At 37.5% G+C, this 16,711-nt stretch carries 11 protein-coding genes, 2 tRNA genes and 3 rRNA genes; 7 read left to right on the top strand and 9 right to left on the bottom strand.

Annotation, left to right across the window (positions count from 1 at the left end):
- The first annotated feature begins 1 nt into the window (after nucleotide 1).
- Nucleotides 2-427, top strand: a complete 426-nt coding sequence (locus BWZ20_RS03895) for a secondary thiamine-phosphate synthase enzyme YjbQ (RefSeq protein ID WP_076616592.1) — start codon at nucleotides 2-4, stop codon at nucleotides 425-427.
- Here the strand turns inward: BWZ20_RS03895 and BWZ20_RS03890 are convergent.
- Nucleotides 398-1,435 (bottom strand): helix-turn-helix domain-containing protein, encoded by a 1,038-nt coding sequence (locus BWZ20_RS03890; protein WP_198034969.1) that lies wholly within the window; start codon nucleotides 1,433-1,435, stop codon nucleotides 398-400. The two genes, BWZ20_RS03895 and BWZ20_RS03890, sit on opposite strands and share 30 nt — an antisense overlap.
- A 286-nt stretch (nucleotides 1,436-1,721) precedes the next feature.
- Between BWZ20_RS03890 and BWZ20_RS03885 the strand changes: the two genes are divergently transcribed.
- Complete coding sequence (locus BWZ20_RS03885) at nucleotides 1,722-3,434, top strand: tail fiber domain-containing protein (protein ID WP_076616587.1); 1,713 nt, start codon at nucleotides 1,722-1,724, stop codon at nucleotides 3,432-3,434.
- 144 nt (nucleotides 3,435-3,578) lie between these two features.
- Here the strand turns inward: BWZ20_RS03885 and rplT are convergent, their stop codons facing one another.
- The 4 genes from rplT to thrS all read right to left on the bottom strand — a co-directional run bounded on the left by rplT (nucleotide 3,579) and on the right by thrS (nucleotide 6,825).
- Complete coding sequence (gene rplT / locus BWZ20_RS03880; RefSeq protein ID WP_076616585.1) at nucleotides 3,579-3,923, bottom strand: 50S ribosomal protein L20; 345 nt, start codon at nucleotides 3,921-3,923, stop codon at nucleotides 3,579-3,581.
- Nucleotides 3,924-4,025: 102 nt separating this feature from the next.
- Nucleotides 4,026-4,223 (bottom strand): 50S ribosomal protein L35, encoded by a 198-nt coding sequence (rpmI, locus tag BWZ20_RS03875; protein WP_019388182.1) that lies wholly within the window; start codon nucleotides 4,221-4,223, stop codon nucleotides 4,026-4,028.
- Between the two features lie 75 nt (nucleotides 4,224-4,298).
- Nucleotides 4,299-4,793 carry a translation initiation factor IF-3 gene (infC, locus tag BWZ20_RS03870; RefSeq protein WP_232217153.1) on the bottom strand — a complete coding sequence of 165 codons (495 nt, stop codon included), beginning with the start codon at nucleotides 4,791-4,793 and terminating at the stop codon, nucleotides 4,299-4,301.
- A gap of 94 nt (nucleotides 4,794-4,887) precedes the next feature.
- Nucleotides 4,888-6,825, bottom strand: coding sequence for a threonine--tRNA ligase (gene thrS / locus BWZ20_RS03865; protein ID WP_076616577.1), 1,938 nt, complete (start codon nucleotides 6,823-6,825; stop codon nucleotides 4,888-4,890).
- A gap of 479 nt (nucleotides 6,826-7,304) precedes the next feature.
- On the opposite strand from thrS, the gene BWZ20_RS03860 reads away from it, so the two are divergent.
- The 5 genes from BWZ20_RS03860 to rrf all read left to right on the top strand — a co-directional run bounded on the left by BWZ20_RS03860 (nucleotide 7,305) and on the right by rrf (nucleotide 12,343).
- Nucleotides 7,305-8,830: ribosomal RNA gene (locus BWZ20_RS03860) — 16S ribosomal RNA — on the top strand.
- A 93-nt stretch (nucleotides 8,831-8,923) separates the two neighbouring features.
- Nucleotides 8,924-8,997 (top strand) — tRNA-Ile (locus BWZ20_RS03855).
- A 78-nt stretch (nucleotides 8,998-9,075) separates the two neighbouring features.
- A tRNA-Ala gene (locus tag BWZ20_RS03850) sits at nucleotides 9,076-9,149 on the top strand.
- A 184-nt stretch (nucleotides 9,150-9,333) separates the two neighbouring features.
- Nucleotides 9,334-12,146 (top strand): 23S ribosomal RNA (locus BWZ20_RS03845).
- Between the two features lie 89 nt (nucleotides 12,147-12,235).
- A 5S ribosomal RNA gene (gene rrf / locus BWZ20_RS03840) occupies nucleotides 12,236-12,343 on the top strand.
- The 16S, 23S and 5S rRNA genes sit together here with 2 tRNA genes alongside, the layout of an rRNA operon.
- Nucleotides 12,344-12,433: 90 nt before the next feature.
- Here the strand turns inward: rrf and BWZ20_RS03835 are convergent.
- The 4 genes from BWZ20_RS03835 to BWZ20_RS03820 are packed head-to-tail and all read right to left on the bottom strand — an operon-like array spanning nucleotide 12,434 to nucleotide 16,705.
- Nucleotides 12,434-12,676, bottom strand: a complete 243-nt coding sequence (locus tag BWZ20_RS03835) for a DUF6095 family protein (protein WP_076616574.1) — start codon at nucleotides 12,674-12,676, stop codon at nucleotides 12,434-12,436.
- Nucleotides 12,648-13,475, bottom strand: coding sequence for an N-acetylmuramic acid 6-phosphate etherase (gene murQ, locus BWZ20_RS03830; protein ID WP_076616569.1), 828 nt, complete (start codon nucleotides 13,473-13,475; stop codon nucleotides 12,648-12,650). Before murQ ends, BWZ20_RS03835 begins: the two co-directional genes overlap by 29 nt.
- A gap of 35 nt (nucleotides 13,476-13,510) precedes the next feature.
- Nucleotides 13,511-14,326, bottom strand: coding sequence for a DUF4249 family protein (locus tag BWZ20_RS03825; protein WP_076616566.1), 816 nt, complete (start codon nucleotides 14,324-14,326; stop codon nucleotides 13,511-13,513).
- A gap of 3 nt (nucleotides 14,327-14,329) precedes the next feature.
- Entirely contained in the window at nucleotides 14,330-16,705 is a 2,376-nt protein-coding gene (locus tag BWZ20_RS03820) for a TonB-dependent receptor (RefSeq protein ID WP_076616562.1), read from the bottom strand.
- Nucleotides 16,706-16,711 lie beyond the last annotated feature (6 nt).

Below are 16,711 nucleotides of genomic sequence, written 5' to 3'. Positions count from 1 at the left end.
AATGATATGCTTTCAAAAAGAAATTAAATTAGAGGCTCACCCAAGAGGTTTTCATCTTATTACTTCAAAAATAATAAATGCAATCCCTGAGGTTAAACAGATAAGAATTGGCCAATTACAAGTTTTTATTAAACATACATCAGCAAGTTTAACCATAAATGAAAATGCAGACCCATCAGTAAGATTAGATTTTGAAAGTCATATTAATAAAATGGTGCCCGAAAATCAACCGTATTATAAACATACCTATGAAGGACCAGATGATATGCCAGCACATATAAAAGCTTCTTTGATGGGAACCTCAGTACAAATACCAATTACTAATGGTAAACTAAATATGGGTATTTGGCAAGGTATATACCTTTGTGAGCACCGAAACTATGCCTCTGGCCGATCTTTAGTGCTTACGGCTTTTGGTTGTGTTTAAACTAGCTTTATTTTTCTTGCGGTATGCAGACGGAGTAATACCTGCTAAAGACTTAAATGCTTTATTAAATGCAGATTTAGAATGAAAACCAACAATCTCACTTATGGTCTCTATAGTGTACTTAGAATACGTCTCAGAGGTTAGTAAAGATTTCGCTTTTTCTATTCTATAACTGTTTATGAAGGTGGCAAAGTTTTGTTTAAATTCAGTATTTAATATTTTAGAAACATACTTACTATTAGAACCAATTGATTTAGAAAATTGGTTTATTGTTAGAGATTTATCTAAATAAGGTGCTTCTTTAATTTTTTCTAAAATAAGAAGCTTAAGTTCATTTGCTTTGTCTTCACTTATTAAAGCATCATCACCATCATACTTGGTGCTAGTGTAAGTAGATCTTACTAACCCCTTCTCAAATCTCACTTTCTTTTGCCTAAGGCCATTAATGCCTATATAAAGAAGGTAAAATGATAAAAATAAGCCAGTAAAAATATTTAATGCTAAAATATGTGTGTAAACTTGTAGTAAATAAATAATAACAATAAAGATGCAATATCCAATGATATATTCTAGCATCCATCTTAGGTCAACACCTGTATCGTAAGAAAACATCCTAGGGACATTCTCTTTGTGTAATCTATAGACTCTAACCGAGTTATAAATATAGTAGCAGTTTAAAACAGGAAATATGAAAAGTAGTGCTGTAAAGTTAGAAAAATTCATAATCTTCACAGATATATCATAGACAAGACTATCGCTATCTGTGGATAATTTTAAATAAAAAAATGAAAAAATATTAATAATTAATAAGATAAATGGAAGATAGTAATGTTGAACTACACGACTTATTTTTTTATCAGAATCCTTAATGTTAGAAAGAGAAATAATATAAAAGTATACTGTCTGTGGTATACTAATAATAGCTACATAGAAAAGTAACGAAAAGAAATCAATAACAGACTTAATAAAGCTATTGGTATTGTTCTCAGCGACCAAAAGAATAGCCATTAGTATTAAAAAAAACAAGAAGAAAAATAACCCTAAGAAGTAAAACTGTACTTTAGTCTTTTTCGATTTTTTAATAAAAAGCAGCGCAAATACTATTGCTATAATTGTGGGTATAACAAGTAAAACCTTATACATATCTCATAGAAAACTAACTTACTTTGGTTTAAAACAATATATTAAAATATTATTTATTTGTACTGATTCAGGGAAAATACACAACATTACTCAAATAATTTATTAACATAGGCATTGATTCTCATAGTTTTACAATTATTATATATTTATTATGAGACCATTATTAGCCATTTTAGTTATTTCAGTATTAGGTATTAATCAAGCTCTATCGCAAGTAGGTATTGGTACAACTAACCCTACCGCAACATTTCATGTTGTGGGCACAACTATACCTGGTAACACAGGCGGAACTACCGAACTATTAAATCAAAACTTTGATTCTTATACAATAACAGAGATTAATTCTAGTATTGGCTGTTCAGTAGATGGTTGGGAGACCACAACAACAGGCGATGCAAGTGCTAATTGTAATTCATGTGCAGGAACATGGATTTTTATAGACTCTGACGAAACAGGTTGCAGTCAAAATTCTACCGCAATAGTTAATTTTGTTGCAAATCCAGCATCTACAGTGATCACTATAAGTTTTGATTACAGATATAATGATTATCTCGGAGCCGATGATTTTTTTAGAGCTTACCTCTTTAATAATACAACCAACAGTCAAGTAGGAGCAGACCTAGTTAATATTACCACTGACCAAGATACTTCATACAATGGTACAGTAAATGTTACTGCCGGAGATAATTATTCATTGCGTTTTGAATATCAAGGAATTTTTGATTTTGGTGCCTCGGTAGATAATATTTTAGTAACAGAAACCACCACTGCCGTTACTGGAAGTTATGCCTTTAGATTAGAAGATGGCCAACAACAAGATGGCTATGTTCTTACAAGCGATGCAGATGGTAACGGAACCTGGCAGCCAAGCAATAGTGTTGGTGGTACGGACAATCAAACTATAAGTATATCTGGTAATCAACTATCCATAGAAAATGGTAATACTGTTACACTACCTACAGGAAGTGGGTCTTATATTTTTGAAAACGGAATTTCAGAAACTTCAGGTAATGTAAGATTAGGCGGTACCTTAATTCAAAATACAACCATAGCATTAGATGATAATGATCTTACTTTTACAACAAGCAATACAGCCGCGTTTCCGGGCGATATAATATTTGAAGGGAATTTAAGAGAAGTCATGGAAACAAATCTAGAGGATAACTATATTAATTTTGGAGGTGGATTTCCGCTAGTAGATGGTGATGATGGTTCTACATTCCTAGACTCTGGTAGTTCTACTTTTACCAAAGATTTTGTGGCAGGATTCGATGCTGGCTCAACAGGCGGTACTGCAGTAGCCATGGGATCTATAGAGTACTTTGTAGATGGTACAGATGAATTATTTTTTGAAGGAAGTGGTTTTAGCCCTATGGATGATGAAACATCTCAGTTTGGTAATACACTCGGAAAATCTAATAGAAGATGGGGTGCAGTATACGCTACCAATGGTGTAATAACTACCTCAGATGAAACCTATAAAAAAGAAATACAAAACCTTGAATATGGCTTGGAAGAGATTTTAAAAATTAAAACTATTAGTTACAAATGGAAAGATCAAACTCTAGGTAAAACCGATATTCCAAATGCTCTTCAAGCTAGAAAAATTGGTTTTTCAGCACAAAATTTGTTAGAAATACTTCCTGAAGTAGTGCAAACACATAGTTGGGTTGCAAAAAACGAAGATGGAACTTATGTAAGGGTAAAAAATAATAAACTAGGAGTCTATTATAGTGATATAATACCCGTGGCAATTAAAGCAATACAGCAACAACAAGAACAAATAGATGAATTAAAAAATACAGTGGCGTTGCTCATAAAGCAAAACAAACATTTAGAAAGCTTAATAAAGAATAAAAACTAAAGACGTTAAATAGTTAATGTAGGGATTAACTATTTGCAATCCGTTGGTTTATGTCATTAACCAACGGTTTTTTTATAAAAAAAATCCGACTTGAAAAAGCCGGATTTTATAAGCGAAATGTTGTTATTAATTTGGCTAAAAGCCTTATTTAACTTTGTTTACTATTGCTTCAAAAGCTTCTGGGTGATTCATCGCTAAATCTGCAAGAACCTTACGATTCAATGCAATATTATTAGCTTTTAACTTACCCATAAATTTTGAATAACTCATTCCGTGTTGTCTGGCACCTGCGTTAATACGCATAATCCATAGTGCGCGGAATGTTCTTTTTTTGTTTCTACGGTCTCTGTACGAGTATTGCATCGCTTTGTCCACCGCATTTTTTGCTACTGTCCAAACGTTTTTACGTCTTCCGAAGTAACCTTTTGCTTGCTTAAGAACTTTTTTTCTTCTAGCCCTTTTTGCAACTGAATTTACTGATCTTGGCATTACTTTAAATTGTTTTTTGTAGTAGGCGACCCATGTGGTACTTGCTAAATAAATTTGCCTAACTCCAGGGTTTATAATTTGTTTTAACCGATTAAAACATTGTTACTTTAAACGCAACATAGTTTTAATATTATCTTCGTCAGCCTTATGCACTAATGTGTCATGAGTTAACGCTAGCTTACGCTTTTTAGATTTCTTTGTTAAGATATGACTCTTAAAAGCGTGCTTTCTTTTAATTTTACCAGTGCCAGTTAGTTTGAAACGTTTCTTAGCACTTGATTTTGTTTTCATTTTAGGCATTTTGTCCTAGTTTTAATTTTACGTTTCGCTTATTCTTATTAACCATTAGCTTTTGCCAATAGTCGATTTTTTAATTTATTTAGCTTTCTTTGGTGCTATGAACATAATCATTCGCTTTCCTTCAAGCTTTGGCATTTGCTCTACTTTTCCGTACTCTTCGAGATCTTGAGCCAATCTTAATAACAAGATTTGTCCTTGTTCTTTAAAAACTATAGACCTTCCTTTAAAAAATACGAATGCTTTTAACTTTGCACCATCTTGCAAGAATTTAATAGCATGTTTCTTTTTAAATTCGTAATCATGGTCATCGGTTTGAGGACCAAATCGAATTTCTTTAACAACGACTTTAGAAGCTTTGGCTTTTAAAACTTTTTCACGTTTCTTTTGTTCGTAAAGAAACTTTTTATAATCCATAATTTTACAAACAGGCGGATTTGCATTTGGCGAAATCTCAACAAGATCTAATCCTTGTTCGTCAGCCATGGATAATGCTTTTTTTATAGGGTAAATGCCTACTTCAACATTTTCGCCTACAACTCGAACTTCTTCGGTTCTAATTTTAGAGTTTATACGATGTTTGTCCTCTTGGGCTTCTCTTCTGTTGTAACTCCTTCTGTTTCTACGTATTGCTATGGCTTATATTTTTTAATTAAACTTTATTTTATTAAAAGCTTTTTAAGCTTTCATTTATTTTTTTGTTTATCATTTCAGAGAATTCACTGACACTTATCGTACCCAGATCTTCACCTCCATGCTGTCGTACAGTTATAGTTTTATTTTTTTCTTCTTGCTCACCAACCACGATAATGTAAGGAAATTTTTGAATTTCTGCTTCTCTAATTTTCTTACCGACAGTTTCATTTCTATTATCTACGAGGGCGCGAATTTCGTTATTTTCTAGCAAATTTAAAACTTTTTCGGCGTATTTTTCATATTTCTCACTAACAGATAGTATAATAACCTGTTCTGGCATAAGCCAAAGTGGGAAATTTCCACCCGTATGTTCTAACAAAATGGCTACAAAACGTTCCATACTTCCAAACGGAGCCCTGTGTATCATTACTGGTCTGTGAAGCTCATTATCACTACCTTTATAGGTTAGGTCAAATCGCTCTGGAAGGTTATAATCCACCTGTATAGTACCCAGTTGCCATTGACGACCTAAAGCATCTTTAACCATAAAATCTAACTTTGGACCATAAAAAGCGGCTTCACCAGTTTCCACAACGTAATTTAATCCTTTATCTTGTGCTGCATTTAAAATGGCTTTTTCTGCCTTCTCCCAATTTTCGTCACTACCAATGTATTTCTCGGGTTTATCAGGATCTCTCAAAGATACCTGCGCTGTAAAGTTCTCAAACCCTAGAGAGCCAAATACATAGAGTACCAAATCTATAACTTCTTTAAACTCAGCGTCTAGTTGGTCTGGTGTACAAAAAATATGGGCATCATCTTGTGTAAACCCTCTTACACGAGTTAAACCATGAAGTTCACCGCTTTGTTCATATCTGTAAACAGTGCCAAATTCTGCAAACCGTTTAGGCAATTCTTTATAGGAATAAGGTTTGTTGTTATAAATCTCACAATGATGTGGGCAATTCATTGGCTTCAGTAAAAACTCTTCACCCTCTGCTGGCGTATTTATAGGTTGAAAGCTATCTTCACCATATTTGGCAAAATGGCCAGAAGTTATATATAAATCCTTGTTACCAATGTGTGGCGTGACAACCATTTCATAACCAGCTTTTTTTTGAGCAGCTTTCAAAAAGTTTTCTAACCGCTCTCTTAGTGCAGCACCTTTTGGAAGCCACAGTGGTAATCCTTGACCTACTTTTTGAGAAAACGTAAATAACTCTAATTCTTTTCCTAACTTTCTGTGATCTCTTTTTTTCGCTTCCTCCAGTAAATGAAGATATTCAGTTAATTCCTTTTGTTTTGGAAATGAAATACCATAAACCCTCGTGAGTTGCTTTTCATTTTCATCACCTTTATAATATGCACCAGCTACACTTAAAATCTTGACAGCTTTGATAATACCTGTATTAGGGATATGTCCACCTCGGCATAAATCTGTAAATGTAGAATGATCACAAAAACTTATAGTACCATCCTCTAGATTTTCAATGAGGTCTACCTTATATTCGTTTTTACTTTTGTAATAGGACAGAGCATCTGCCTTAGAGACATCTCGCATTTTAAATTCATGTTTTCCGCGAGCAATTTCCATCATCTTATTTTCAATAGCCTTAAAATCTTTTTCTGAAATAGAATCTTCACCTAAATCGACATCATAATAGAAACCGTTTTCAATTGCAGGACCAACCCAAAGTTTTACATTTGGATAAAGTTCCTCTAAAGCTTGCGCTAAAACATGTGCTGAGGAGTGCCAAAAGGCTTTTTTTCCCTCAGCATCTCTCCAAGTATACAGAGTAAGGCTGCCATCAGTAGTTAATGGAGTGGTGGTTTCAATAATAGTGTTATTGAACTTTGCTGAAATCACATTTCGCGCAAAACCTTCGCTAATGTCAACAGCCACATCATAAGGCGTTACCTCTTTATCAAAGGATCTTATAGAACCATCAGGTAGAGTAATTTTAATCATTGGTTTCTAATATAAATTAAGCCTACAAAGATATATGTATATATATAAAGGACAAAGTGAAGTTTTTAATAAAATTCAACTCTGTATAATATGTTAAAAATTTAGTGTAATAAAACATTATTTAAAATAAACTCAGAATTAGCTTGTGAATATAAAAAAGGGTTTTATATTTGCACCCCCTAAACGGGCGCATTGCGACGAGTTTGGGTAAGTTCATTCTCATAAAGGGGCATCAGGAAAATAAATTTATTTTTTTTCAAAAAGATGTTGTGGGAATAAAAAAAGGGTTTTATATTTGCACCCGCTTAACGAAATAAGGTTAAGAAAAAGTAAAGAAAACAAGTTCATTAACATATTGAATTGACAGCGTAAGGATCAACTGGAAACGGTTGGTTCATAACAAGAGAATAGATCATTTAGAGTACTGAGAGAATTCCTATTAGTTGTTAAGAGAATAAGTCGAGAGACTTAAAAATTTAACGATGAAGAGTTTGATCCTGGCTCAGGATGAACGCTAGCGGCAGGCCTAACACATGCAAGTCGAACGGTAACAGGAAAAAGCTTGCTTTTTTGCTGACGAGTGGCGCACGGGTGCGTAACGCGTATACAATCTACCTTTTACTGGGGAATAGCCTTTGGAAACGAAGAATAATACCCCATAGTATCTAAGTTCCGCATGGGACTTAGATTAAAGCTTCGGCGGTAAGAGATGAGTATGCGTTCTATTAGCTAGATGGTGTGGTAACGGCACACCATGGCAACGATAGATAGGGGCCCTGAGAGGGGGATCCCCCACACTGGTACTGAGACACGGACCAGACTCCTACGGGAGGCAGCAGTGAGGAATATTGGACAATGGGCGAGGGCCTGATCCAGCCATGCCGCGTGCAGGAAGACTGCCCTATGGGTTGTAAACTGCTTTTATACGGGAAGAAACCCATCTACGTGTAGGTGGCTGACGGTACCGTAAGAATAAGCATCGGCTAACTCCGTGCCAGCAGCCGCGGTAATACGGAGGATGCAAGCGTTATCCGGAATCATTGGGTTTAAAGGGTCCGTAGGTGGATTGGTAAGTCAGAGGTGAAAGCCTGCAGCTCAACTGTAGAACTGCCTTTGATACTGCTAGTCTTGAATTATTGTGAAGTGGTTAGAATATGTAGTGTAGCGGTGAAATGCATAGATATTACATAGAATACCGATTGCGAAGGCAGATCACTAACAATATATTGACACTGATGGACGAAAGCGTGGGGAGCGAACGGGATTAGATACCCCGGTAGTCCACGCCGTAAACGATGGTCACTAGCTGTTCGGATTTCGGTCTGAGTGGCTAAGCGAAAGTGATAAGTGACCCACCTGGGGAGTACGTTCGCAAGAATGAAACTCAAAGGAATTGACGGGGGCCCGCACAAGCGGTGGAGCATGTGGTTTAATTCGATGATACGCGAGGAACCTTACCAGGGCTTAAATGTAGAGTGACAGGTCTAGAGATAGATTTTTCTTCGGACACTTTACAAGGTGCTGCATGGTTGTCGTCAGCTCGTGCCGTGAGGTGTCAGGTTAAGTCCTATAACGAGCGCAACCCCTGTTGTTAGTTGCCAGCATGTAAAGATGGGAACTCTAGCAAGACTGCCGGTGCAAACCGCGAGGAAGGTGGGGATGACGTCAAATCATCACGGCCCTTACGTCCTGGGCTACACACGTGCTACAATGGTATAGACAATGAGCAGCCACTTCGTGAGAAGGAGCGAATCTACAAACTATATCTCAGTTCGGATCGGAGTCTGCAACTCGACTCCGTGAAGCTGGAATCGCTAGTAATCGGATATCAGCCATGATCCGGTGAATACGTTCCCGGGCCTTGTACACACCGCCCGTCAAGCCATGGAAGCTGGGAGTGCCTGAAGTCCGTCACCGCAAGGAGCGGCCTAGGGTAAAATCGGTAACTAGGGCTAAGTCGTAACAAGGTAGCCGTACCGGAAGGTGCGGCTGGAACACCTCCTTTCTAGAGAAAGACGACTGATAGGAAGCTATCAAAAAAAGGAAATAAGTGGTTTTATTCTCTTGCTGTTAATTTAAGATATCAATAATTAAGTAGAGTCTCATAGCTCAGCTGGTTAGAGCGCTACACTGATAATGTAGAGGTCGGCAGTTCGAGTCTGCCTGAGACTACTAAATTAAAGGAAATTCTAGAAGTTGAGAGGGTAGTTTGGTAAACTACTAACTACTATGTACTAACTACTAGTATATGGGGAATTAGCTCAGCTGGCTAGAGCGCCTGCCTTGCACGCAGGAGGTCACCGGTTCGACTCCGGTATTCTCCACAAAGATCAGTAGACAGTTACAGTTTACGGAAAGCGGTTTTACCGCTAACTGATACTGGTTACTGCGAGCTGAACAAACGTTCATTGACATATTGAAAAAAGATACATGATAATTAGATAGAAATATTTAATAAAACAAAATAATTGTAACGAGCAATTATAACTCATTAAAAAGACAAAAGTACAATAAGCTAAATAAGAGCGTATGGGGAATGCCTAGGCTCTCAGAGGCGATGAAGGACGTGATAAGCTGCGAAAAGCTGCGGGGATTGGCACATACAAATCGATCCGCAGATATCCGAATGGGGCAACCCAGCATGTTGAAGACATGTTATCCTTTAAGGAGGCGAACCCGGAGAACTGAAACATCTAAGTACCCGGAGGAGAAGAAAACAAAAGTGATTCCGCTAGTAGTGGCGAGCGAACGCGGATTAGCCCAAACCAATATTGTTACGGCAATGTTGGGGTTGTAGGACTGCGATATTCGAGCTATAATGAACTAGAACTGTTTGGAAAGACAGGCCAAAGACGGTGATAGCCCGGTATAGGTAAAGATTAGTAAGATAGCAGTATCCTGAGTAGTGCGGGGCACGTGTAACCCTGTATGAATTTGTCGGGACCATCCGATAAGGCTAAATACTCCTGAGAGACCGATAGTGAACTAGTACCGTGAGGGAAAGGTGAAAAGAACCCTGAATAAGGGAGTGAAATAGAACCTGAAACCATACGCTTACAAGCGGTCGGAGCGGATTTATCCGTGACGGCGTGCCTTTTGCATAATGAGCCTACGAGTTACCGTTGCTAGCAAGGTTAAGCACTTCAGGTGCGGATCCGTAGCGAAAGCGAGTCTGAACAGGGCGCTTAGTTAGTAGTGGTAGACGCGAAACCGTGTGATCTACCCATGGGCAGGGTGAAGCTGTGGTAACACATAGTGGAGGCCCGAACCGGTTGACGTTGAAAAGTCTTCGGATGACCTGTGGGTAGGGGTGAAAGGCCAATCAAACTCGGAAATAGCTCGTACTCCCCGAAATGCATTTAGGTGCAGCGTTGATTTAGTTTTATAGAGGTAGAGCTACTGATTGGATGCGGGGGCTTCACCGCCTACCAATTCCTGACAAACTCCGAATGCTATAAAATGATGATCAGCAGTGAGGGCATGGGTGCTAAGGTCCATGTCCGAGAGGGAAAGAACCCAGACCATCAGCTAAGGTCCCCAAATGTATGTTAAGTTGAATAAACGAGGTTGAACTGCTTAGACAGCTAGGATGTTGGCTTGGAAGCAGCCATTCATTTAAAGAGTGCGTAACAGCTCACTAGTCGAGCGGTTCGGCATGGATAATAATCGGGCATAAATATACTACCGAAGCTATGGACTTGAAAAAGTGGTAGGGGAGCATTGTAGTGTCGTCGAAGGTGTACCGTGAGGTATGCTGGAGAAGCTACAAAAGAAAATGTAGGCATAAGTAACGATAATGCGGGCGAGAAACCCGCACACCGAAAGACTAAGGTTTCCTCAGCTATGCTAATCAGCTGAGGGTTAGTCGGGACCTAACGCGAACCCGAAAGGGGTAGTGGATGGACAACGGGTTAATATTCCCGTACCTGCTCACGTTAAAAGTGACGGATCTCCGTGGTTGCTGCGTACTGACGGAATAGTACGTTGAAGCGCAAGCGATAGTACACTGAGGCTACGGCTAAGGTGATAATGCAGCGAAGGGGGTTCCAAGAAAAGCGAGTGAAGCAGCCCGTACCGTAAACCGACACAGGTAGTTGGGATGAGAATTCTAAGGTGCTCGAGAGATTCATGGCTAAGGAACTAGGCAAAATTGACGCGTAACTTCGGGAGAAGCGTCGCCCATCTCCGGATGGGCCGCAGTGAAAAGGTCCAGGCGACTGTTTATCAAAAACACAGGGCTCTGCTAAATCGAAAGATGATGTATAGGGCCTGACACCTGCCCGGTGCTGGAAGGTTAAGTGGAGGGTTTAGAAGTTTACTTCGAAGATCTCAAATGAAGCCCCAGTAAACGGCGGCCGTAACTATAACGGTCCTAAGGTAGCGAAATTCCTTGTCGGGTAAGTTCCGACCTGCACGAATGGTGTAACGATCTGGACACTGTCTCAGCCATGAGCTCGGTGAAATTGTAGTATCGGTGAAGATGCCGATTACCCGCAGTGGGACGAAAAGACCCCGTGAACCTTTACTATAGCTTAGTATTGGCTTTGGATAAGTAATGTGTAGGATAGGTGGGAGACTTTGAAGCGGCGTCGCCAGGCGTTGTGGAGTCATTGTTGAAATACCACCCTTTGCTTATCTAGAGTCTAACTTCTTACGAAGGACAGTGCTTGGTGGGTAGTTTGACTGGGGTGGTCGCCTCCAAAAGAGTAACGGAGGCTTCTAAAGGTTCCCTCAGCACGCTTGGTAACCGTGCGCAGAGTGCAATGGCATAAGGGGGCTTGACTGAGAGACATACAGGTCGATCAGGTACGAAAGTAGAGCATAGTGATCCGGTGGTTCCGCATGGAAGGGCCATCGCTCAAAGGATAAAAGGTACTCCGGGGATAACAGGCTGATCTCCCCCAAGAGCTCACATCGACGGGGGGGTTTGGCACCTCGATGTCGGCTCGTCACATCCTGGGGCTGGAGAAGGTCCCAAGGGTTGGGCTGTTCGCCCATTAAAGTGGCACGCGAGCTGGGTTCAGAACGTCGTGAGACAGTTCGGTCTCTATCTACTGTGGGCGTTAGAAATTTGAGTGGATCTGACTCTAGTACGAGAGGACCGAGTTGGACGAACCTCTAGTGTACCTGTTGTTCCGCCAGGGGCATTGCAGGGTAGCTACGTTCGGAAGGGATAAGCGCTGAAAGCATATAAGCGCGAAACCCACCACAAGATGAGATTTCTTTAAAGGGTCGTGGAAGATGACCACGTCGATAGGCTACAGGTGTAAAGGCAGCAATGTCATAGCCGAGTAGTACTAATAACCCATAGGCTTATTGTACGCCGCTCTTTTTATAGGTACAACAATCATGTGATTTTTTCAATATGTCAACAATATTAGTGTTGTATATGTTTATGACAACCAAGATTTAAGGTGGTTATAGCGACGGGGCTCACCTCTTACCATTCCGAACAGAGAAGTTAAGCCCGTTTGCGCCGATGGTACTACATCCGTGGAAGAGTAGGTCGCCGCCTTTTTTGAAAACCCTTGCTATTACTTAGTAAGGGTTTTTTGTTTTTATGTGGTATTTGTGTTAATAATTACTTTAACGCAAATACAACTAAGGTTTAATTTTCCTTGTTAAATATACTATTCATTATTGTATTTAATCCTATATAAAGCATAACAATAGCCGTAATACAAATTAAAAGGGCAACTATTAAAATAGGATAGTAAAATGCCTTTTCATTATTACTAAAGGCAATATGAAGAAGAGTAGGTCCTAAGAACATCAGGAATAGACAAATGACCAACCGCTTTAGACCTTTTCTAAGAAGTTCTTTATCTGTTTTGTTGTTTTCTTCTTCCATATTCGATACTTAGTCTAACGGATTTATATTTTTTAAGTAGTGATTCTGCTGTGGCCAGTGATATGTTAAGTTCGTCCATTATCATTTTTAGACCTCGATCTACAAGCTTATTATTACTAAGTTGCATATCTACCATACGGTTTCCTTTTACATGTCCTAACTGTATCATTACCGCAGTAGTAATCATATTGAGAACTAATTTTTGTGCGGTACCAGCTTTCATTCTTGAACTTCCTGTTAAAAATTCTGGTCCAACAGTCACTACAATTGGGTATTGAGCTGTAAGACTTAAAGGGCTATTTTTATTGCAAGTTATACAGCCTGTAACGATATTTTCGATATTACACCTTTTTAATGTATGAACTACGTATGGTGTAGTACCAGATGCAGCAATGCCAACAACAACATCCTTTGTTGTTATTTTATATTGTTCTAAATCTTTCCAACCTTGAATTGTAGAATCTTCTGCATTTTCTACAGCTTTTCTAATTGCTGTGTCGCCACCAGCAATAATCCCTATCACTAAATCGTGTGGAACACCAAATGTTGGTGGACATTCCGAGGCATCTAAAATTCCTAGTCTACCACTTGTGCCAGCACCTATGTAAAATAGGCGACCACCACTTTGTAATTTTTCTACAATAACTTTAATTAATGTTTCAATTTGTGGTAAAGCTTTTTCTACGGCTTTAGGTACAGTTTGGTCTTCGTTGTTAATGTTAGTTATAATCTCTTTAATTGTCATCTTTTCGAGATGATTATAGTGAGATTCTTTTTCGGTAGTTTTTTCAAAGTTCATAAGCTAAAATTACAGAATTTAAAACGTAACTTTTGTTATTGAACTGTATAAATTAACTCATCCACTTCAGATAATCTAAAATAACCAAACGGATAGTTTTCTGGATTTGTATTATTTATACAATTACCTCTAACTGTAGCTGGTTGTGTTTCAAAGGGACCGCCAGACTCTTCACTTCCTTGTTGTAAAAGTATAAACATATAGTCGTAAAACTGTTCTGAAACTCCATAATTTCTTATAGTTACAATATCATTTGTGGCTAAGTCTTCTTCTGTATAAAATCCAAAAATTTGATTTCCGTCTGTAAAACGGTCTTCATATACTTCTAACGTTGGAATAACGGCAATGTCACTTATAAACTCAAAAAAATAGTAATTTTCAATATTTGCAGGATCTGTATAAAATGCTTTTAACTCAATATCCTCACCAGAAAATCCACCTTCGTCATTTTGTTCTACATAATCGATTGGAACGACTGATTTTAAAGTTTCTGTGGCCGTATAAGTTTCACCTTCGTAAATAATAGTTAATACGTAAGTGTTGTTTAAAACTGGTATAAAATTATTGTTTCTGTATATTCCTGTTTGGCCATCTTCAATAAAATTAAAAACATTGCTATTAGTATCTGTAATGGTTACTATAGCGTTATTAGCTGGTGGTACTGAGTCATTAAAAAAGGGTGCAGTTAATGTTAACTTTATACTTTGTTCATTTCCTGATGTATTTTTGAACCAGTTAATCGATGCATCGATAACCAATCTTGGTTCAGCAGTATTTAAGTCTACATCTATAACATCTTCACAATTTGTAAATGCAAAAATAATTAGGAAAAGGGTTATAAACTTTTTCATGATTTAAAATTTAAAATTATAAGAAATAGAAGGTACGATACCAAATATAGCAAGTCTTACAGCTTCATTAACTCCAGTAATTCTATTTTCTCTAAATGTAATATTAGCAGCATTTCTTCTGTTATAAACGTTATATATTCCAAAAACCCATTCGCCTTTAAATCGCTTTTGACTGTTTGGCTTTGGATTAAAGGTCGCAGAAACATCTAATCGATTATATGATGGTAATCTACTCGAGTTTCTGGCTTCGTAACTTGGTATTACAATACCATTATACTCATATTGACCATTTGGAAATGTGGCCGGTTGACCAGTTTGAAAAATAAAATTAGAACTCAATTTCCATTTTTTATTTAGATCGTAGCTTGCTGTTAGGGAGATATCGTGCGTTTTGTCAAATGGTGTATTATACCATTCACCATTATTAATACCTGTTTCTGTTTCCGTCCTTCCTGGGGTTCTTTGCTCTGATTTTGATAATGTATAAGCTAACCATCCTTTTAATCGTCCTTCGTTTTTTCTAAATAGAATTTCTAGACCATAAGCTCTAGCTTCTCCATTAAGAATAACTTGTTCTATGGCATCATTTGCAATAAGATTTGCACCGTCGATGTAGTCTATACGGTTATCTATGGTTTTATAGAACGTTTCAACTTCTAATGAGAATGTGTTGTCTTTAAAAGTCCTAAAATAGCCTAGCGCATATTGATCTAAAAGTTGTGGCTTAATGAATTTGCCACTTGGTGTCCACACATCTAATGGTGTTGGTGAATTTGTATTAGATAGAAGATGAAGATATTGAGACATTCTATTATAGCTTGCCTTTATTGATGAATAATCATTAAGCTGATACGCTAATGAAAAACGTGGCTCAATGTTGGCAAAAGACTCAATAACATCGCTTCTGTTAAAAGACGCTGTGTCTATTGGTTCTGCTTCTTCATAAATACCTAAATCTGCATTGAAAATAACAGGATTATCATTTTGGTAAATATTTAATTCATCTTGGCCCAAACGATGGAATGTACTAAACCGAGCTCCATAACTAAGACTAAGTTTATTACTTAGCTTATGTTCTGCATCAAGATAGACAGCATTTTCAAATGCATATTTATCAATGAGTTTAAAAGGATTAATACCAGAATCTTCGGTATTAGGGTTAATTTCTCCTGGATTAAATTTATAATAGATACTGTTGAGTCCGTATTCTAACTTAAAATTATTATTTATATAATGTTTTAAATCGTACTTAACATTAAAGTTTCTTATACCAGATTCCCATTCAAAACCTACAAAATTTAAATCTAAGCCATAATAATAATCAGAGTAAATGAGCGACAGGTTAGAAAATAACTTATCTGAGAATAAATGATTCCACCTAAAATTAACTACAGTATTACCGTAAGTGTTTTCAAAACTATCCTGAATGCTAAATACGTCTCTACCAAAATAACCCGACAAGAAAATACTGTTATTATCATTTAAGCGGTAACTTAATTTGGTGTTTAAATCGTAAAAATAGGCCACATTATCAAGGTCAAAAAGTGGAAGAAACAAATGAGCATAACTACTGCGACCACCAAATAAAAATGATCCCTTATTTTTTTTAATTGGTCCTTCTGCTAACAACCTACTGGAGATTAAACCAATGCCACCATTCATCTGAAATTTACTACTATTACCTTCTTTTTGATAAATATCTAAAACAGACGATACGCGTCCACCATACTTGGCAGGAATTCCACCTTTGTAAAGCTTAATATCTTTTATAGCATCTGGATTAAAAACAGAAAAGAATCCAAATAAGTGAGATGAATTAAAAATAGTAGCTTCATCTAATAATATAAGATTTTGATCTGCAGCACCACCGCGCACATTGAATCCAGACGAGCCTTCACCTGCATTAGTAACACCTGGCAAAAGTGTGATGGATTTAATAACATCAACTTCGCCTAAAACTACTGGCATTTGCTTTATGGTATTTATAGATAAGGCGTTAACACTCATTTGTGGTTTTCTGATGTTAAGTTGTTCTACGTTTTCAGTAATAACCACTTCGTCTAAACTCTCAGCAGCTTCAGTAAGTTGAAAATTTTTAGATAGGTCATTAGTTAACTCAATAGTCTGGCTTATGGTTTTGAACCCTAAATAGCTTATTTGAATGTTGTAAGTTCCCTTTGGAAGTGTAATAGAGTAGAAGCCGTATTCATTGGTCATGGTACCAGATTGAATTTCTGGAATAAGAACATTCACACCAATCAAGGTTTCGTTACTTTCACTATCTGTAATCGTTCCGCTTAATGTAAATTTTTCTTGTGCTGGTAGTACACTTGGGCAAAAAAATAATAAGAGTAGTATAACTCTATAGGTTAAGGCCATAGGTTG

The organism is Winogradskyella sp. J14-2, assembly GCF_001971725.1.
Taxonomy (GTDB): Bacteria; Bacteroidota; Bacteroidia; order Flavobacteriales; family Flavobacteriaceae; genus Winogradskyella.
The sequence above is the reverse complement of the archived record's forward strand: the minus strand, read 5'-3'. Positions and strand labels throughout refer to the sequence as shown.